The organism is Pararhodobacter zhoushanensis (genome assembly GCF_025949695.1).
Classification (GTDB): domain Bacteria; phylum Pseudomonadota; class Alphaproteobacteria; order Rhodobacterales; family Rhodobacteraceae; genus Pararhodobacter; species Pararhodobacter zhoushanensis_A.
This window is the reverse complement of record NZ_JAPDFL010000001.1, coordinates 3,463,419-3,481,864: the sequence shown is the minus strand read 5'-3', so window position 1 is coordinate 3,481,864 and position 18,446 is coordinate 3,463,419. Positions and strand designations below refer to the sequence as shown.

Sequence of the window (18,446 nt, the reverse complement as noted above, 5' to 3'; positions counted from 1 at the left end):
AAGGGGCAAAAGCCCCACGAGAGGCAGAGTTGGTGGGCACGTCGAGCAGGACGCCCCCTACAGTAGCGGTTTTGATGGGCGGACCCTCGGCTGAGCGCGAGGTTTCCCTGTCGACGGGGCATATGTGCGCCATCGCGCTGCGGGAGGCCGGTTACACAACGGTTGAGGTCGATGCTGACCGGGATCTGGCTGAAAAGCTGGTCGCGATGAAGCCGGATGTCGTGTTCAACGCCCTGCACGGGCGTTGGGGCGAAGACGGCTGTGTGCAGGGTCTGCTGGAATGGCTGAAGATCCCCTATACGCATTCGGGCGTGCTGGCCTCGGCTCTGGCGATGGACAAGCAGCGCACCAAGGACACCTACCGCGCCGCCGGATTGCCGGTGGTCGAGAGCCGTCTGGCCTGCAAGGACGAGGTGCGCGCGCGGCATGTGCTGCCACCGCCCTATGTGGTCAAACCCTTCAATGAGGGTTCATCGGTCGGCGTCTGGCTGGTGATGGAAGAGAACAACGGCCCGCCGCAACTGGATGACGCCATGCCCGAAGTGGTGATGGTCGAAGCCTATGCGCCGGGGCGCGAGATGACGACCAGCGTGCTGGGCGACCGGGCGCTGACGGTGACGGATATCGTGACCGAGGGCTGGTATGATTACGATGCGAAATACAAGCCCGGTGGCTCGTCGCATGTGATCCCGGCCCAGGTGCCGCAGGAAATCTTCGATGCCTGCATGGACTATGCCCTGCGCGCGCATCAGGCGCTGGGGTGCCGGGGGCTGAGCCGCACCGATTTTCGCTGGGACGAGACGCGCGGCTTGGCGGGGCTGGTGCTGTTGGAGACCAACACGCAGCCCGGCATGACGCCGACCTCGCTTAGCCCCGAGCAGGCCGCCTATTGCGGCATCAGCTTTCCCGAGCTGATGCGCTGGTTGGTCGAGGATGCCTCATGTCAACGGTGATCCGAGACGCACGGGGCGAGCGGGTCGATGCCACGCCGCGTCGCGCCGACAGCAGCCAGCGTGAATGGCCGGACCGCCACGAAATGATGCCGCCGCCGGTCGCGGCGGGGCGGGTGTTGCGGGCGGCCAAGCCGATGCCCGCGCAATGGCCCGATGAGATGCCGGAATATTCCTGGCCGCCGCTGCCCGACGCTGAGCGCCCCGTGCGCGCACCGCGCCGTGCAGAGCTGCCCGCGAATGACCCGGTTGCACCGCCGGTGACCGCGCGCGGGCCGGTGCGTCCGGCACCGGGGCCTGTGCGCCGCGTGCAGCCCGAGCCAGATCTGCTGGAGCCTGACCACCGGGCCGAAGCGCCGACGATTGCGTCGCTTGAGTGGACGATCCCCGATGCGGCCGAGCCGCGTGGTCCGGTGAACGATCCGTCGCCGAGCCGTCTGTCGTACCGGCTGAACCGGCTGTGGCTGACGCCGATGGTGCGGCATTTTGTGCGCATCGGCTTGCCGCTGATGCTGATCGCGACCTTTGCCGGGGGATGGTTCTCGCAAGAAGAGAACCGGACGGCGCTGGTGACATGGGTCGAGGGGGTCAAGACCACGATCCAGAACCAGCCGATGTTCGAAGTTGCGTCGTTGGATGTGCAGGCCCGCTCGCCCGAAGTGGCCGAGGGGGTGGCGCAGATGCTGGGGGTCCGTTTCCCGGTGTCGAGCTGGGATCTCGATCTGGGGGCGTTGCGCGCCCGGGCCGAGGAACTGGATGCGGTCGAGCGCGCCTGGCTGCAGGTCCGCACCGGCGGCGTGCTGGAAGTGCGCGTGACCGAGCGTGTCCCGGCGATGGTCTGGCGCAATGCCGGGGGGCTGGATCTGGTCGATGCGACCGGGCACCGCGTGGCGCGTCTGGCGACGCGCGCGGCCCGTGCGGATCTGCCGCTGATTGCCGGTGACGGTGCGCCCGAGGCCATTGCCGAGGCCCGCGCGCTGCTGGCCTCGGCCGCGCCGATCCTGCCGCGCATTCGCGGGCTGGTTCGCGTTGGCAACCGCCGCTGGGATGTGGTGCTGGACCGCAACCAGCGTATCCAGCTGCCCGCGACGGGCGCTGTCCCGGCGCTGGAGCTGGTCGTGGCGATGACCGAAGGCGCCCAGCAACTGCTTTCGCGCGATGTCACGGTTGTGGACATGCGCAACCCCGACCGGCCGACCCTGCGGCTGACCCAAGACGCGATGGCCGAACTGACCCGAAACCGCACCCTGGCAAGAGGAGCCCCCACACGATGACCGACCTCTACCAATCGCAGCGCGCCATGCGGAGCATGCGGAGCCAAGCCATGCAGCGGGGCGTTATCGCGGTGATGGACATCGGCACCCACAAGGTTGCCTGTCTGATCCTGAAATTCGGCGTGTCCGACGGCCCGCGCGAAGGCTCGGGCGTGGGGGCCATGGCCGGGCAGGCGGCGTTCCGGGTGATCGGGGCGGGAACGACCTGTTCGCGCGGGGTGCGTTTCGGCGAGATCGCGGCGATGCGCGAGACCGAGCGCGCCGTGCGCACCGCGTTGCAGAACGCGCAGAAAATGGCGCAGACCCGGGTTGATCATGCGATCCTGACCTTCTCGGGCGGGGATCTGCGCAGCTACGGGCTGGAGGGTCTGGTTGAGCTGGAGGCCGAGCGCGTGTCCGAGAATGACATCGCGCAGGTGCTCGATAGCTGTCTGGTGCCGGATCTGGGCTCGGGTCGCGAAGTGCTGCACGCGCAGCCGGTGAACTTCATGCTCGATCACCGCTCGGGTCTGGCCGATCCGCGGGGCCAAGCGGGGCGGCAACTGGGCTGCGACATGCATCTGCTCAGCGTCGATACGGATGTGGTGCAGAACCTTGTGCATTGCCTCAAGCGTTGCGACGTCGAAGTCGCCGGGCTGGCCGCCGCGTCCTATGTGGCGGGACGGTCGTCGTTGGTCGAGGACGAGCAGGAACTGGGCGCTGCCGCCATCGACATGGGCGGCGGCACCACCAGCCTGTCGATCTTCATCAAGGGTCACATGGTGTTTTCGGACGCGGTGCGGCTGGGCGGTGACCACATCACCGGCGATATCGCCAAGGGCTTGCAGATCCCCTATTCGACCGCCGAGCGGATCAAGACCTTCTACGGCGGCTTGCATGCCACGGGCCAAGACGACCGCCAGCGCATCGAGATCGGCGGCGACAGTGGCGACTGGGACAAGGACCGCCGCACCGTCACCCGCAGCGAGCTGATCGGCATCATGCGTCCGCGCATGGCCGAGATCCTCGAAGAGGTGCGCGCGCGGCTGGATATCGCCGGGTTCGACCATCTGCCCAGCCAGCAGATCGTGCTGACCGGCGGCGGCAGCCAGGTGCCGGGACTGGACGGGATGGCCTCGCGCATTCTGGGGCCGCAGGTCCGGCTGGGCCGTCCGATCCGCGTGCCGGGGTTGCCACAGGCCGCGACCGGGCCGGAATACGCGGCCATCGTCGGGCTGTGTCAGTTTGCGGCGCATCCGCAGGACGAATGGTGGGATTTCGACATTCCGGCACAGCGCTTTGCGGCGCGTCCCCTGAAGCGCGCGATGAAGTGGTTCCGCGATAATTGGTAAGCCTTTCGACTGCCCGCGTGCGCCCGAAAGCCCGTTAAATTTGCTCTGAATTCAGGCGTCTGCGCCCGGCAACAGGCGATTTCCCGCACGGAAATCGCCCCGTTGTCTGTTCCGATTCGTTTTTTTGATGACGAGGAGTCGCAGCCGGGTTAAGATTGTTGTAAATCTGGCAAATCACCAACGACCGGATGACGAACCCGAGCACATCGGACCGGAAAATCCGGCAGAAAAATACAGGCGGACAGGCATGGCACTCACCTTTATCGCGACCGAGAAGAAAGATTTGACTCCGCGGATCACCGTTTTCGGTGTGGGCGGAGCGGGCGGGAATGCCGTCAACAACATGATCGAGCAGAACCTCGAGGGTGTCGATTTCGTCGTCGCCAACACCGATGCGCAGGCGCTTCAGCAGTCGCGCGCACCGATCCGGGTTCAGCTGGGTGTGCAGGCGACCGAAGGTCTGGGGGCCGGTGCGCGCCCCGAGGTCGGGGCTGCCGCCGCTGCCGAGACGCTCGAAGAGATCATGGATCATCTGACCGGCGCGCATATGTGCTTCATCACCGCCGGTATGGGGGGTGGCACGGGCACGGGCGCGGCACCGATCATCGCGCATGCCGCGCGGGAGATGGGCATTCTGACCGTCGGCGTCGTGACCAAGCCTTTCGCCTTTGAAGGCGCCAAGCGCATGCGTCAGGCTGAAGAGGGCGTCGAAGAGCTGCAAAAGGTCGTCGATACGCTGATCATCATCCCCAACCAGAACCTGTTCCGGCTGGCGAACGAGCGTACGACCTTCACCGAAGCCTTCGCGCTGGCTGATGACGTGCTCTATCAGGGCGTCAAGGGTGTGACCGATCTGATGGTCCGTCCGGGCATGATCAACCTCGACTTCGCCGATGTTCGCGCGGTGATGGACGAGATGGGCAAAGCCATGATGGGCACGGGCGAGGCAACCGGTGAAGACCGCGCGCGTCAGGCCGCTGAAAAGGCGATTGCCAACCCGCTGCTGGACGAGATCAGCCTGCATGGCGCCAAGGGGGTGTTGATCAACATCACCGGTGGCCACGATCTGACCCTGTTCGAACTGGACGAAGCCGCCAACCTGATCCGCGAAAAAGTCGATCCCGAGGCCAACATCATCGTTGGCTCGACGCTGGACGAAACGATGGAAGGCGCGATCCGTGTCTCGGTCGTCGCGACCGGCATCGAAGCGCGCGAGCAGACCGTCGAAGTCCCGCGGCGTCGTCTGGCCGAGCCGCTCACGGTTGAGGCCGCTCCGGCTGCTCCGGCACCGGTGCAAGAGCCCGCCGCCTATGAACCGCCGATGTTCGACGCGCCGCAGGAGCCGCAGTATCGCGAAGAGCGGTACGAAGAGGCTGCCTATGAGCCGCAGTATGACGAACAGGCTTATGAGCCGCGCTACGAGCCGCAGCCCGAGCCGCGTCAGCAGACCGCCTATCGCGAGGAACCCCGTCACGAACAGCGCCAGGAACCGCGTCACGAGCAGATGCGTGAAGCGCCTGCCGCGCCGGCACCGGTGCAGGACGATTTCTTCCTGGAGGACATCCTGCGCGAACAGCCGCGCGCCCAGCAGCGCCCGGCTCCGCAGCCGACCCGCATGGCGCCCCCGGTGCAACAGCAGCCGGTTCAGCAGCATCAGCCGGTTCACCACCAGCCCGTGCAGCAGCAGCCTGAAGCGCAATACACCGCGCCACGGCCCAGCCGCCCGGTCGGTGAGCCGTCGCCCGAGGTTCTGGCCCGTCTGCGTCGTGTGGTCGAAAAGCAGCCCGAGCAGCAGGCGGCCCAGCGTCGCCCGGTCCCGGCGCCCGCGCCGCAGCCGGTTGCCCAGCAGCCCGAACAGCGCCGCAGTCTGGTCGGTGGCCTGATCAACCGGATGACCGGCGCGCAGGCCTCGCACGGTGGTCATGGGGAACAGACGGCCCGCGCCGTGCGCCAGCAGCCTGCCGTTCAGGCCTATGATGATGACCCGCATCACCGCGCGCAGGATCAGATCGAGATCCCGGCTTTCCTGCGTCGTCAGGCGAATTAAGTTCACGGTGGCGATCACATCGCACCGATGACCAAGACGTAAAGAACCGGCGAGAGCCGGTTCTTTTCTTTTGTTTTCAAGGCATTTAGGCTTGGTCACTTTACGTGCGCGGAATGTCGCGCAGCGGTGATCGGTCTGTTACATCGTGTTACAAAGCGTGACTTTACCTCTGAAGGCTCGCTCCATAGATACCCTGTGAAGATATGCCTAACGTCCCGAGGACCCCTCGTGCAGACCACTTTGTCCACTCTTACGCGCTTTGACGGCACCGCCCTGCATTCAGGCGATGCCGTGACGCTGACGGTGTACCCGGCCCCGGCCGGGCATGGCATCGTGTTCGAGCGCCTCGATCTGGATCTGCCGGTTGCGGCGCGGCGGGTGGCGGTCACGCCGGATGCGTTGATCGAGGCCAATCTGTGCACCAAGATCGGCAACGATCATGGCACGACTGTGGCAACCATCGAACATCTGATGGCGGCTTTTGCAGGCTGCGGTATCCACAATGCGCTGGTGACGCTGACCGGGCCGGAAGTGCCGATCCTTGACGGGTCGTCGCGCGCCTATGTCGCGGCGTTTGTCGCGGCTGGCTTTACCACGCAGAACGCACCGCTGCGGGCGATCCGGGTGCTCACGCCTGTCGAAGTGCGCATGAACGACGCCTGGGCCCGGCTGGAGCCGGCGGATTCGCTGTCGATCGCGTTCGAGATCGATTTCCCCGATGCGGCCATCGGCCATCAGGTTTACGATCTGGAACTGCGCAACGGCACGTTCGTGCGTGAGCTGAGCAATTGCCGCACCTTCTGCCGTCAGGCGGATGTCGATTTCATGCGTGCCAACGGTCTGGCGCTGGGTGGCACCTATGAGAATGCCGTGGTGGTTGAGGGCGACGCTGTGCTCAGCCCCGGCGGGTTGCGCCGCGCCAACGAGCCGGTGCGCCACAAGATGCTCGATGCGATGGGTGATCTGGCTGTCGCCGGTGCGCCGATTCTGGGCCGCTATATCGGTCACCGGGCCGGACATACCGTCACGGGCCGTCTGGTGCGGGCGCTGATGGCTGATCCGCTGGCCTGGGAATGGGTCACCGTGGACAGCGAACAGGCGCATTCGATGCCCGGTGCCGGTGTCTGCGCCGCCGACCTGCTGCCTGCGGCCTGAGCAAGGCTCCGCGCAGCCGTCAACTCCCCGACACGCCGCGCGATTTTCCCTGCATTGCCGTTTTGCGTGCGTTTGGCAAACGTGCTAACAGACGCCCTGAAGCCCCCAAGAGGGGTGGGTGGGATTCGGAGCGATGGCGCGACCATGGCCCGCATTGTTGAAGTGAAAGATGAGGGACGGCATGGGCGGCACCGGGCGCAAATACGCTTCGCTGGCGGTGACGGGGGCGCTGGTTCTGGCGCTGTCGGCATGCTCCAATAACGTCGGCACGGATGAGCCGCTGGACGCCTTCACCGCAGAAGAGATTTTTGCCCGCGGTGAATACGTGTTGGAAAACAACGCACGCACCGATGCATCGCTGCGCTATTTCCGCGAGGTCGAGCGCCTTTATCCCTATACCGACTGGGCGCGCCGCTCGATCGTGATGCAGGCCTATGCGCTGCACCGTGACCAGCAATATGAAGAAGCGCGCGCCACCGCGCAGCGTTTCCTCGATCAGTACCCCGGCGATCCCGATGCCGCCTGGGCTGCCTATATCGTCGCCCTGACCTATTACGATCAGATTGAGGATGTCGGCCGCGATCAGGGCCTGACCTTCCAGGCGCTGACCCAGCTGCGCTACGTGATCGAGCAATACCCCAACACCGAATACGCCCGCTCGGCGGTTCTGAAATTCGATCTGGCCTTTGACCGTCTGGCCGCCAAAGAGATGGAGATCGGGCGCTATTATCTGGCGCGCGGCAACTATCAGTCGGCGATCAATCGCTTCCGCGTGGTGGTCGAGGATTACCAGACCACCAGCCAGACCCCCGAAGCCCTGCACCGTCTGGTCGAGGCGTATCTCGCGCTGGGTCTGCGCGGTGAAGCGCAAACGGCGGGGGCCATTCTGGGCCACAACTTCCGTTCGAACCCGTTCTACGAGGACAGCTTCCGTCTGCTGTCGAGCGCAGGTCTGACCGATGAAGCCTCGGGCGAGAGCTGGCTGAGCGAGATCTATCGCCGGACAGTGCGCGGCGAGTGGATCTGATCCGATAGGATAGCCTCCATGCTGCGTAGCCTTGCGATCCGCGACATGCTGCTGATCGAGCGGCTGGACCTGGAGTTTCATCCGGGCCTCAACGTGTTGACCGGCGAGACCGGGGCGGGCAAGTCGATCCTGCTCGACAGTCTGGGCTTTGTGCTGGGCTGGCGGGGCAGGGCGGAACTGGTCCGTCAGGGGGCGGCGCAGGGAGAGGTCGAGGCGGTTTTCGAACTGGCCGAGGATCACCCCGGCCGCGCGGTATTGGCCGAGGCCGGAATTCCCTTTGAAGACGAGCTGATCCTGCGCCGGGTGAACACCGCCGAGGGGCGCAAGACGGCGTGGATCAACGACCGCCGCGCCTCGGGCGAGGTGTTGCGGCTGCTGTCGGAAACGCTGGTGGAACTGCATGGTCAGCACGATGACCGTGGGCTCTTGAACCCGCGTGGCCACCGCCAGTTGCTGGATGCCTATGCCGGGGCGGAAAGCCTGCTGGCCGAGGTGCGCGGCCACTGGCGCGCGCTGGCCGAGGCGCGGCGCGCCCGTGAGGGCGCAGCGGCGCGGCTGGACACGCTGCGCGCCGAGGAAGATTTTCTGCGTCACGCGGTCAAGGAACTGGACCAGCTGGACCCGCAGCCGGGCGAAGAGGCGGTGCTCGACAGCCGCCGCCGCCTGATGCAGGCCGCCGTACGGCTGACTGGCGACATCCACCGTGCCCGCGCCGCCTTGGGCGAGGATGGGGTCGAGCGCCTGACGCTGGACGCCCTGCGCTGGCTCGAGGATGCGGCGGACGGCGTCGAAGGGCGTCTGGACGCGGCGATCGAAGCCTTGGGGCGCGCGATGGGCGAGTTGTCAGAGGCGACGGCAGGGGTCGAGGCCTGTCTGGGCGCGCTGGACACCGATCCCGGTGAGTTGGAGCGCGTCGAAGAGCGTCTTTTCGCGCTGCGCGCGCTGGCCCGCAAACATGGGGTGCAGGCCGATGATCTGGGCGCCCACGCCGACGGGCTGCGCGAGCGGCTGGAAGCGCTGGATGCGGGCGACAACGGCGTGGCCAAGCTGGCGCAGGCCGAGGCAGCGGCACGGGCGCGCTATGACGCGGCCTGCGACGCGCTGAGCGCGCTGCGACGCGGGGCGGCCAAGGCGCTGGATACGGCGATGGCGGCCGAGCTGGCGCCGCTGAAGATGGAGCGCGCGGTGTTCCAGACCGTGCTGACCCCGGCTGAACCGGGGCCCGAGGGGGCCGATGCGGTCAGCTTCGAGGTTGCGACCAATCCGGGGGCGCCGGCGGGGGCGCTGAACAAGATCGCCTCGGGCGGTGAATTGTCGCGGTTCCTGCTGGCGCTGAAGGTCTGCCTGAGCCGGGGTGTCACCGGCGTGACGATGATCTTCGACGAGATCGACCGGGGTGTGGGTGGTGCCACGGCCGATGCCGTCGGTCGGCGTTTGCGGGCGCTGGCCGAGGGGGCGCAGGTGCTCGTCGTGACCCACTCGCCGCAGGTCGCGGCGTTGGGTGCACACCACTGGCGCGTTGAAAAGCGCGTGAAGGATGGCCAGACCCTCAGCGATGTGATGCCGCTTTCCGCCGATCAACGCGTGGATGAGATTGCCCGTATGCTCTCGGGTGATACCATCACCGATGCAGCGCGCGGCGCGGCGCGGGCGCTTATCGGCGCGTGAGTCGGCGGGCAGAAGCGCCGGGGAACCGGCAGCTGTCTCGCGCGTTAGATCAAAAACGCTGGAGAGCAGGGATAATGACCAAGATCATCATGACAGGCGCGGTTCTGGCCGGGTTGACGCTGGCAGGCTGCGGCGAAATGCCTGACATGCGCGGGCGCATGCCCAACATGGGCGGCGGCGGGATGTCCGAGCCGATCAGCGCAGGGCCCACGGCCATGGCCCCGACGCCGAGCAATGCCGAACAGGCCTGTATGGCTGCCGGTAGCAACGCGGGTTTCAACGTGCAGGGGGTCGTCGGCACGCAGGAGGTGACGGGTGCCGATGGCATGGCCGTGTCGCGCGACGTGATGCTGAACGTCGACCGGAGCGGGCGGAGCCTGCAGGTGCGCTGCAGCTATGCCTATGACACGGCCTCGGCGCGGATCATGACGCTGTAAGCAGGCGGTGGCGCTCGCCCCCATCGAGGGGGCTCGCGCCGCGCGGGGGGCGCTGCCCCCCATCGGGCCGTTCCGGCCCGCCCCCCGGGATATTTAGAGAGCAAAGAGGGGCGTTAACGTTTGGTTAACCGCGCTTTCTTTGCTCTTCAAATATCCTCAGGGGGGTGAATTCGCTGAAAGCGAAGAGGGGGCTGAAAGCCCCCTGTGTCCGGTCCGTGTCTGATGCTGTGCTCAGAGCAGCTCGATCTCGTAGCGTTCGATCACCGTGTTGGCGAGCAGCTTGTCGCACATCGCCTTGACCGCCGCTTCCGCCGCCTCGCGGTCGGTTTCGGTCAGATCCAGTTCGATCATCTTGCCCTGACGGACACCCTCGACCCCGGCGAAGCCCAGAGCGCCCAAAGCGTGGCGGATGGCTTCGCCCTGGGGGTCAAGAACGCCGGTTTTCAGCATCACATGCACGCGCGCCTTCATAGGATCGTCCCTCAGTTCATCAGTTTCGGCTTGGTGATCGGCGTGGCGTTGGTCGGCATTACGCCCAGACGCCGCGCCACTTCGGTATAGGCTTCCGACAGGTTGCCCAGATCGCGGCGGAACACGTCCTTGTCCAGCTTTTCGCCGGTCTTGACGTCCCACAGCCGGCAGCTGTCGGGGCTGATCTCGTCGGCGATCACCAGACGCTGGAAGTCGCCTTCATAGATGCGGCCAATTTCGATCTTGAAGTCGATCAGCTTGATGCCGACGCCCATCATCACGCCCGACAGGAAGTCGTTCACGCGCAGCGCAAGCGCGATGATGTCGTCGAGATCCTGATGCGTGGCCCAGCCGAAGGCGAGGATATGTTCCTCGCTGACCATCGGGTCATGCAGCTCGTCGTTCTTGTAGTAGTATTCAACGATGGGGCGGGGTAGCGGCGTGCCCTCGTCGATGCCCAGTCGTTTCGAGATCGAGCCGGCAGCGACATTGCGCACGACGACTTCCAGCGGGATGATCTCGACTGCGCGGATCAGCTGCTCGCGCATGTTCACCCGGCGGATGAAATGCGTCGGTACGCCGATCTCGTTCAGGCCGGTCATGAAGTATTCGGACAGCCGGTTGTTCAGAACGCCCTTGCCTTCGATCTGCGCCTTTTTGGCGCCGTCGCCGGCACTGGTGTCGTCTTTGAAATACTGGATATAGGTTCCGGGTTCCGGGCCTTCGTAAAGGATTTTGGCCTTGCCCTCGTAAACCTTGGTGCGTCTCGCCATGTCAGGTGATTCCCCGAAGGGCCCGCTGCTGGCGCGGGCTGCTGAAGTCAGCGCTGGCTATACGCCAAGCTGTCGCAACCCGCAAGCGCAGCCCCCGGATGCCTGCGATGCACCCCCTGCGGCACTATGCGCGTGCAAACAAGACTTGCAGCGCGCGGCGTCTCCCCCCATATCTGAGGCGGAAACGACCCCACGGATTTGCACGAGAGGCCAGCCCCATGTCGACCTTTGACGAACGCGAAAATGCCTTTGAGGCCAAGTATGCCCATGATGCCGAAATGGCGTTCAAGGCCTCGGCACGCCGCAACAAGGCGATTGGCCAGTGGGCCGCTGCGCTGCTGGGCAAGACCGGCGATGCGGTCGATGCCTATGCGATGGAAGTCATCTCTGCCGACTTCGAAGAAGAAGGCGACGAGGATGTGATCCGCAAGCTGGTCCGCGATCTGGACGGCAAGGCGACCGAGGCTGAGATCCGCACCAAGATGGCCGCCGTGATGCTCGAGGTCAAAGACAAGATGGTCAAAGAGGGCTGAACGCCCCTTTGCTAGCCGCTTTGTTACTGGCTGCATAACCTTGATGAGCGGGCTGCATTTGCGCCGCGCCCCGGGATATGCGAAAAGATCGACGCGCCGCGCTTTGCGGCGCGTTTTGCATTTACCGAGGTTTCCCCCATGACGACCCCGTCCGATCCTCTGAGCCTTCTTCTGGCCGAACGCGGTGTGCTGTTGGCCGATGGGGCCACGGGCACGAACCTGTTCAACATGGGGCTGTCCTCGGGCGATGCGCCCGAGTTCTGGAACGTCGATCACCCGGACCGGATCACCAGGCTGTACGCCGATGCGGTCGAGGCGGGGTCGGATCTGTTCCTGACCAACACGTTCGGCGGCAACGCCAGCCGGCTGAAGCTGCACGAAGCGCAAGGCCGCGTGCGCGAATTGAACCGCATCGGGGCCGAGATTGGCCGCGCGGTCGCCGACAAGGCGGGCCGCAAGGTGCTGGTCGCCGGGTCGATGGGCCCGACGGGCGAGATTTTCGAGCCGATCGGCGCGCTGACCCATGCGCTGGCGGTCGAGATGTTCCATGAACAGGCCGAGGGCCTGAAAGAGGGCGGGGCGGATGTGCTCTGGGTCGAGACGATCTCGGCGCCCGAGGAATACCGCGCCGCTGCCGAGGCCTGCGCGCTGGCGGGCATGCCCTGGGCCGGGACGATGAGCTTTGACACGGCGGGGCGCTCGATGATGGGCGTGACCTCGGCCGATTTCGTCAAGCTGGTCGGCAAGCTGAAGCATGCGCCGGTCGCCTTCGGGGCGAATTGCGGGGTCGGGGCATCGGATCTGATGCGCACCATTCTGGGCTTCATGGCGCAGGGGCCTGAACTGCCAGTGATCGCCAAGGGCAACGCCGGTATCCCGAAATACGTTGATGGCGCGATCCAGTATGACGGCACGCCCGCGCTGATGGCCGACTATGCGATGCTGGCCCGCGACGCCGGGGCGAAGATCATCGGCGGCTGCTGCGGCACGATGCCCGAGCATTTGCGTGCCATGCGCGAAGCGCTGGACACCCGTCCGATGGGCGAGCGTCCGACGCTGGAGCAGATCACGGCAGCGCTGGGGCCGCTGTCGTCGGCCTCGGACGGGACCGAGGCGGGCTGCGGCGATCCCTCGCACAACCACGGGCGCGAGCGTCGCGGTCGTCGGCGTCCTGCCAGCTGAGAGTTTTGCGCCCGGTCCTCAGGACCGGGCGTTTTCATTGGCTTGGGGGGCAACTTGCACCGCCGGGCTGGTGTGATTACATCCTGTCCGACACAAGAAAAGGTGACCCATGTTCCGACTGCCTGCATTGACCGACCTCCGCCGCTTTGACATCAACGCATCGGGCAAGGGCTTGGGCAATCTGCCGGAATGGGATCTGAGCGATCTGTATCCGTCTGAGGATTGCGTGGAGATCACCCGCGATTTTGACTGGCTCGACAGCGCCTGTGCCGCCTTCGCCAGCGCCTATGAGGGCAAGCTGGCGGCGCTTGATGGCAGCGGGCTTCTGGCCTGCATCCGCGACTACGAGGCGATCGACATCACCGCGGGCCGCCTGATGAGCTACGCAGGCCTGCGCTATTACCAGATGACCACCGATTCCAGCCGCGCCAAGTTCATGGCCGACGCGCAGGACCGCGTAACGGTGGCCACCACGCCTTTGGTGTTCTTCTCGCTGGAGCTGAACCGCCTTGACGACGCGGCCATGGAGTCGATGCTGTCGGCCAATGACGAGCTGAACCGCTACCGCCCGGTGATCGAGCGGATGCGCGCCATGCGCCCGCACCAGCTGTCGGACGAGCTGGAGAAATTCCTGCACGATCAGTCGACCGTGGGGGCTGCGGCGTGGAACCGGCTGTTCGACGAGACGATGGCGAGCCTGTCGTTCGAGGTGCCGGGCGAGGAAGACCCGCTGCCGCTGGAATCGACGCTGAACCTGCTGACCGACCCGTCGCGCGACCGGCGCGAGGCCGCAGCGCATGCGCTGGCCGCAGTGTTTCAGGCCAACATCCGGCTCTTTGCCCGCGTGCACAACACGCTGGCCAAGGAAAAGGAGATCAGCGACCGCTGGCGCAAGATGCCGACGCCGCAACACGGTCGGCACTTGTCCAACCATGTCGAGCCCGAGGTCGTGCAGGCCCTGCGCGATGCCGTGGTTGCCGCCTACCCACGCCTGTCGCACCGCTATTATGCGTTGAAAGCCAAATGGTTGGGTCTGGATGAGCTGCAGGTCTGGGATCGCAACGCCCCCCTGCCGATGGAGACAACGCGCCTGGTCACCTGGTCCGAGGCGCAGGAAACCGTGCTGTCGGCCTATGCCGAGTTCGACCCGCGCATGGCCGAGCTGGCCAGGCCGTTCTTCACCGACGGCTGGATCGACGCGGGCGTCAAGCCGGGCAAGGCACCCGGCGCTTTCGCGCATCCCACCGTGACCACGGTGCACCCCTACGTGATGCTGAATTACTTGGGCAAGCCGCGCGACGTCATGACGCTGGCGCATGAGCTGGGCCATGGCGTGCACCAGCGACTGGCGGCCGGGCAGGGCGAGTTGCTCAGCTCGACCCCGCTGACGCTGGCCGAGACGGCCTCGGTGTTCGGTGAGATGCTGACCTTCCAGCGGCTGCTGTCCAAGGCGACCACCACGGCCGAGCGCAAGACGCTGCTGGCCGGCAAGGTCGAGGACATGATCAACACCGTCGTGCGCCAGATCGCGTTCTATGATTTCGAGTGCAAGCTGCACGCCGCGCGGCGCGAGGGTGAGCTGACGCCCGATGATATCAACCTGCTGTGGATGTCGGTGCAGGCCGAAAGTCTGGGGCCGGTGTTCAACTTCATGGAGGGCTACGAGACCTTCTGGTCCTACGTCCCGCATTTCGTGCACTCGCCGTTCTACGTCTATGCCTATGCCTTTGGCGACGGCTTGGTAAACGCGCTTTATGCCGCCTACCGCGACGCGCCCGAAGGGTTTCAGGACAAGTATTTCGCCATGCTCTCGGCGGGCGGGTCGATGCACCACAAGGAGCTGCTGGCGCCCTTTGGTCTGGACGCCTCGGACCCTGCGTTCTGGGACAAGGGGTTGAGCATGATCTCGGGCTTCATCGACGAACTGGAGGCGATGGAAGACTAATCTTCCTGCCTTTTGAACGGTTTGATCGGCCGCGCTCAGTCCTTGAGCGCGGCCGAAAGCTTTCCGCCGGTGGCTGTCAGGCGGGCTGTCGCCGCCTTGGCGTCGAGGGTCAGCAGCAGCATCGCCACGGCGGTCTTGATGTCGCCCCCGGCTTGCAATGCCTTTTCGGCGGCCTCGGTGTTTTCGCCGGTCAGGTCGGCAATCATGGCGACAGCGCGGGCGTGGAGTTTGACGTTGGTTGGGCGCATCTCGACCATGCGGCCGCGATAAACGTAACCGAGCCGGATCATGATCCCGGTGCTCAGGCAGTTCAGCAAGACCTTCTGCGCGGTGCCCGCTTTCATGCGGGTCGAGCCTGCGATGATCTCGGCCCCGGTGGCGGCGGTCAGGGCGATGTCGGCCTCGGCGGCCAGCGGCGCTTCGGGGGCGTTGGTGACGCTGAGGGTCAGCGCGCCGATGGCCTTGGCAGCGGCAAGGCCCGCGCGGACATAGGGCGTGCGTCCCGAGGCGGCGACGCCGATGACGACATCCAAAGCGGTGAGCGTGAGGGCTTTGAGCGCGGCAGGGGCCTCGGTCACGCTGTCCTCGGCCCCTTCGACGGCGTTCACCACGGCACCGGGACCGCCCGCCATCAGCGCGATGGCGCGCTCGGCGGGCCAGTTGAAGGTGGGCGGCAGTTCGGCGGCGTCAAGAACCGCCAGACGGCCCGACGTGCCAGCCCCCAGATAGATCAGCCGCCCGCCTTGGGCGAGGCGTTCGGCAGCAGCGTCAATGGCTTGCGCGAGGGCTGCCTGTGCGCTGGTAGCGGCGGAAACGGCGGCAAGCTGGGTTTCCAGCAGGGCGCTGGCGAGGTCGGCGGTCGGCCAGTCCTCGATCCCGGCGAAGCGGGCGGCGGCGTGTTCGGTGCTGCTCATGCGATCTCCGATCGGGCGAGGGCGGCAGCGGTGAGCGCCGCGTCGGGGTGGGGGAAGCTGAGGGTCAAACCGGCTGTGCCTGCTTCTATCGCCGCGCGAATGCTCGGGTGCAGCGCGATGATGCCACCAAAGACCGCGACCGGCCCGGGGCCTGCATGGGCGACGATGGTGCGGCAAAGGCGCGCGATCTCATCGCCTGCGCGGGTCAGCAGGTCCAGCGCCAGCGGGTCGCCTTGTGCGGCGGCCTGTGCCACCGGGCGGGCGAGGGCGGCGATGCCTCCGCGGTGATGGCCATAGATATAGCGGCGCGTGTCTTCCCAGTCGCTGCCGCCCATCGCGTCAAACACCAGCCGGGCGAGGGTCTCGGCACCCTGCGGCTTGCCGTAATCCTCAACCAGCCGCCAGAGGGCGCGCACGGCTTGCAAGCCAATCCAAGCGCCCGAGCCTGCATCGTCGAGCAACATGCCGCGTCCGCCGACCAGCGTGGTCGTTCCCCGCGCCAAGGAAAAGCCGACCGATCCTGTGCCCGCCGTCACCACATGCCCGCCGCCCTGCGGCCAGACGGCGTGCCAGGCGAGCACCATGTCATTGACCACGCGCACGCGATCCGGGGTAAGGTCCAGCGCCTGCGCCGCTGCGTGCAAGAGGGCGGGATCCTTGGTAAATCCCGCGCCGGTGACGCCCAGATACGCCCCCGACAAGGGGCCGGTGGCGGCCCGGATGCCGGTCAGGGCCGCGTCAAAGGCGGCACGCTCTGCGGGATCAAACACCATCCCGTTCGCGCCCGACGTCTTGCCGTGGCCAAGCACCGCACCGGACACATCGCAGCGGACCCAGCGCGTCGCCGTGCCGCCCATGTCTACGCCCAGCCAGCTCATGCCCGCGCTCCTGCTTTCATGGGGCGACGATAGACCGGCGCCCCGTCCGCGCCAACAGCCTGCATCAGTCCCAGGCGCGGCCTTCGGCGATCAGGTTCAGCAGGTATTTGCCGTATTCGTTCTTTGCCAAGGGCCGGGCGATGATCTGAAGGTCTTCGGCGCTGATCCAGCCCTGCTGGAAGGCGATTTCCTCGGGGCAGCCGGTTTGCAAGCCCTGCCGGGCCTGCAGCGTGCGCACGAAATTTCCCGCGTCCAGCAGGCTGCCATGCGTGCCGGTGTCCAGCCAGGCGTAGCCCCGGCCCATGCGCTGCACATCCAGCGCGCCCTCGTCGAGATAGGTTTGCAGCAGGTCCACGATCTCGACCTCGCCGCGCGGAGAGGGTTTGATCGCGCGGGCACGCTCAGACGCGGTGTCGTCAAGGAAATACAGGCCTGTGACGGCATAGTTCGACGGTGGGACGGTCGGCTTTTCAACGATCTGCGTGACGCGCCCGGTGTCATCCATCCCGACGACGCCATAACGCTCGGGGTCAGAGACGCGGTAGCCAAACACCGTGCCGCCGCTGGGGCGCGCGTTGGCTGCGGCCAGCAATTCGGGCAGGCCGTGGCCGAAAAAGATGTTGTCGCCCAGCACCATGACCGACGGGGCGCCATCGAGGAACTCTTCGGCCAGAATGAAGGCCTGCGCCAGACCATCGGGCGAGGGCTGCACGATATAGGTAAAGCTGAGGCCCCAGCGTGACCCATCCCCAAGCGCGCGCTGGAACTGCTCTTGATCATGCGGGGTGGTGATCACCGCGATCTCGCGGATCCCGGCCAGCATCAGCACCGACAGCGGGTAGTAGATCATCGGCTTGTCGTAGATCGGCATCAGCTGTTTGGAGACACCGATGGTGATCGGAAACAGGCGGGTGCCCGATCCTCCGGCCAGAATGATGCCCTTGCGTTGACGGGGCGTTGCGGCGGTCATGGGATCAATCTCCTGACATCGGCACGGGTCTGGGCCTTCCAGTCGGGCTGGGGCAGGCCAAAGTCGCGCAAAAGTGTGGTGCCGTCGAGCCGCGAGTTCAGCGGGCGCGGCGCCGGGGTTGGGTAGTCGGCGGTGGGAATGCCGGTCACGGTCACGCTGCGGTCTGCGGCGGCGAAGATTTCGCGCGCGAAATCGGCCCAACTGACGAAGGGCGTGCCGGCGATATGCCATGTGCCGCCGGGATGGCCGTTGAACAGGGCTTCGGCCATGGTGATCAGCGCGCGCGCGATGGCCTCGGCCGGGGTGGGGCCGCCGATCTGGTCATCGACAATGCTGAGTGCGTCGCGGGTTTCTGACAGGCGCAGCATGGTCTTGAGGAAATTCGCGCCATGGGTCGAGAACACCCACGAGGTGCGCAGGATCGCCGCGCGGCCTCCGGCGGCGCGGATCGCCTGTTCGCCGGCCAGTTTGGTGCGGCCATAGGCGTTGAGTGGGGCGGTGGGGGCGTCCGTCTGCCAGGGCGCATCGCCCGAGCCGTCAAAGACATAGTCGGTCGAGACGTGGAGAAAGGGGATGCCGCGCGATGCACAGGCCGCCGCCATCGCGCCGGGGGCAAGCGCGTTGACGGTCAGCGCGTCGGTCTCTTCACCCTCCGCTTTGTCCACGGCGGTCCAGGCGGCGGCGTTGATCACCACATCCGGGGCGTGGCTATGGATCGCGGCGGCGCAGGCGGCAGGGTCCAGCAGATCGGCCTGCGCCCGGTTCAGGCAGACCGCGTCCTTGGGCAGCAGCGGGGCGAGCGCCCGCGCGACCTGACCGGTTTCGCCGAAAACAAGGATGCGCATCGTATGACCTTTCTTGCTGTTCTGAGCGTCGCGCGCGAAAGCGGCG

At 66.1% G+C, this 18,446-nt stretch carries 17 protein-coding genes; 11 read left to right on the top strand and 6 right to left on the bottom strand.

From position 1 onward, the window contains the following. Positions 1 to 74: 74 nt before the first annotated feature. The 8 genes from OKW52_RS17240 to OKW52_RS17205 all read left to right on the top strand — a co-directional run bounded on the left by OKW52_RS17240 (position 75) and on the right by OKW52_RS17205 (position 9,889). Positions 75 to 953: a D-alanine--D-alanine ligase gene (locus OKW52_RS17240; RefSeq protein ID WP_264417384.1), complete on the top strand. Its 879-nt coding sequence runs from the start codon at positions 75 to 77 to the stop codon at positions 951 to 953. Continuing rightward, the gene (locus tag OKW52_RS17235; protein WP_264506811.1) at positions 941 to 2,224 is read left to right on the top strand and encodes a cell division protein FtsQ/DivIB; all 1,284 of its coding nucleotides are present in this window, start codon (positions 941 to 943) and stop codon (positions 2,222 to 2,224) included. Before OKW52_RS17240 ends, OKW52_RS17235 begins: the two co-directional genes overlap by 13 nt. Then, the gene (gene ftsA, locus OKW52_RS17230; RefSeq protein WP_264506810.1) at positions 2,221 to 3,555 is read left to right on the top strand and encodes a cell division protein FtsA; all 1,335 of its coding nucleotides are present in this window, start codon (positions 2,221 to 2,223) and stop codon (positions 3,553 to 3,555) included. The genes OKW52_RS17235 and ftsA overlap by 4 nt, the downstream gene beginning before the upstream one ends. 247 nt (positions 3,556 to 3,802) lie before the next feature. Further along, the gene (gene ftsZ / locus OKW52_RS17225; RefSeq protein WP_264506809.1) at positions 3,803 to 5,602 is read left to right on the top strand and encodes a cell division protein FtsZ; all 1,800 of its coding nucleotides are present in this window, start codon (positions 3,803 to 3,805) and stop codon (positions 5,600 to 5,602) included. Positions 5,603 to 5,830: 228 nt separating this feature from the next. Next, positions 5,831 to 6,757, top strand: coding sequence for a UDP-3-O-acyl-N-acetylglucosamine deacetylase (gene lpxC / locus OKW52_RS17220; RefSeq protein ID WP_264506808.1), 927 nt, complete (start codon positions 5,831 to 5,833; stop codon positions 6,755 to 6,757). Positions 6,758 to 6,926: 169 nt separating this feature from the next. Next, positions 6,927 to 7,784, top strand: coding sequence for an outer membrane protein assembly factor BamD (locus OKW52_RS17215; RefSeq protein WP_264417376.1), 858 nt, complete (start codon positions 6,927 to 6,929; stop codon positions 7,782 to 7,784). A gap of 18 nt (positions 7,785 to 7,802) precedes the next feature. Beyond that, complete coding sequence (gene recN / locus OKW52_RS17210; RefSeq protein WP_264506807.1) at positions 7,803 to 9,452, top strand: DNA repair protein RecN; 1,650 nt, start codon at positions 7,803 to 7,805, stop codon at positions 9,450 to 9,452. Between the two features lie 74 nt (positions 9,453 to 9,526). Next, positions 9,527 to 9,889, top strand: a complete 363-nt coding sequence (locus tag OKW52_RS17205) for a hypothetical protein (RefSeq protein WP_264506806.1) — start codon at positions 9,527 to 9,529, stop codon at positions 9,887 to 9,889. Positions 9,890 to 10,120: 231 nt separating this feature from the next. Here OKW52_RS17205 and purS read toward each other — a convergent pair whose 3' ends face one another. Together purS and purC are read right to left on the bottom strand one after the other, a co-directional pair. Beyond that, complete coding sequence (purS, locus tag OKW52_RS17200) at positions 10,121 to 10,360, bottom strand: phosphoribosylformylglycinamidine synthase subunit PurS (RefSeq protein WP_127110604.1); 240 nt, start codon at positions 10,358 to 10,360, stop codon at positions 10,121 to 10,123. Between the two features lie 11 nt (positions 10,361 to 10,371). After that, entirely contained in the window at positions 10,372 to 11,133 is a 762-nt protein-coding gene (gene purC, locus OKW52_RS17195; RefSeq protein ID WP_127110606.1) for a phosphoribosylaminoimidazolesuccinocarboxamide synthase, read from the bottom strand. Between the two features lie 218 nt (positions 11,134 to 11,351). Between purC and OKW52_RS17190 the strand changes: the two genes are divergently transcribed. The 3 genes from OKW52_RS17190 to OKW52_RS17180 all read left to right on the top strand — a co-directional run bounded on the left by OKW52_RS17190 (position 11,352) and on the right by OKW52_RS17180 (position 14,793). Continuing rightward, positions 11,352 to 11,666, top strand: coding sequence for a DUF1476 domain-containing protein (locus OKW52_RS17190; RefSeq protein WP_127110608.1), 315 nt, complete (start codon positions 11,352 to 11,354; stop codon positions 11,664 to 11,666). Positions 11,667 to 11,804: 138 nt separating this feature from the next. After that, positions 11,805 to 12,848, top strand: a complete 1,044-nt coding sequence (gene bmt, locus OKW52_RS17185; protein WP_264417371.1) for a betaine--homocysteine S-methyltransferase — start codon at positions 11,805 to 11,807, stop codon at positions 12,846 to 12,848. Positions 12,849 to 12,957: 109 nt separating this feature from the next. Then, complete coding sequence (locus OKW52_RS17180; RefSeq protein WP_264506805.1) at positions 12,958 to 14,793, top strand: M3 family oligoendopeptidase; 1,836 nt, start codon at positions 12,958 to 12,960, stop codon at positions 14,791 to 14,793. A gap of 35 nt (positions 14,794 to 14,828) precedes the next feature. On the opposite strand, the gene OKW52_RS17175 is transcribed toward OKW52_RS17180, so the two are convergent. The 4 genes from OKW52_RS17175 to rfbD form a co-directional block, all read right to left on the bottom strand. Next, positions 14,829 to 15,707: an N-acetylmuramic acid 6-phosphate etherase gene (locus OKW52_RS17175; protein ID WP_264506804.1), complete on the bottom strand. Its 879-nt coding sequence runs from the start codon at positions 15,705 to 15,707 to the stop codon at positions 14,829 to 14,831. Next, positions 15,704 to 16,585, bottom strand: a complete 882-nt coding sequence (locus OKW52_RS17170) for an N-acetylglucosamine kinase (protein ID WP_264506803.1) — start codon at positions 16,583 to 16,585, stop codon at positions 15,704 to 15,706. Before OKW52_RS17170 ends, OKW52_RS17175 begins: the two co-directional genes overlap by 4 nt. Positions 16,586 to 16,649: 64 nt before the next feature. Beyond that, positions 16,650 to 17,555, bottom strand: coding sequence for a glucose-1-phosphate thymidylyltransferase RfbA (gene rfbA, locus OKW52_RS17165; RefSeq protein WP_264506802.1), 906 nt, complete (start codon positions 17,553 to 17,555; stop codon positions 16,650 to 16,652). Further along, the gene (rfbD, locus tag OKW52_RS17160; protein WP_264506801.1) at positions 17,552 to 18,400 is read right to left on the bottom strand and encodes a dTDP-4-dehydrorhamnose reductase; all 849 of its coding nucleotides are present in this window, start codon (positions 18,398 to 18,400) and stop codon (positions 17,552 to 17,554) included. The genes rfbA and rfbD overlap by 4 nt, the downstream gene beginning before the upstream one ends. Between the last annotated feature and the right edge of the window lie 46 nt (positions 18,401 to 18,446).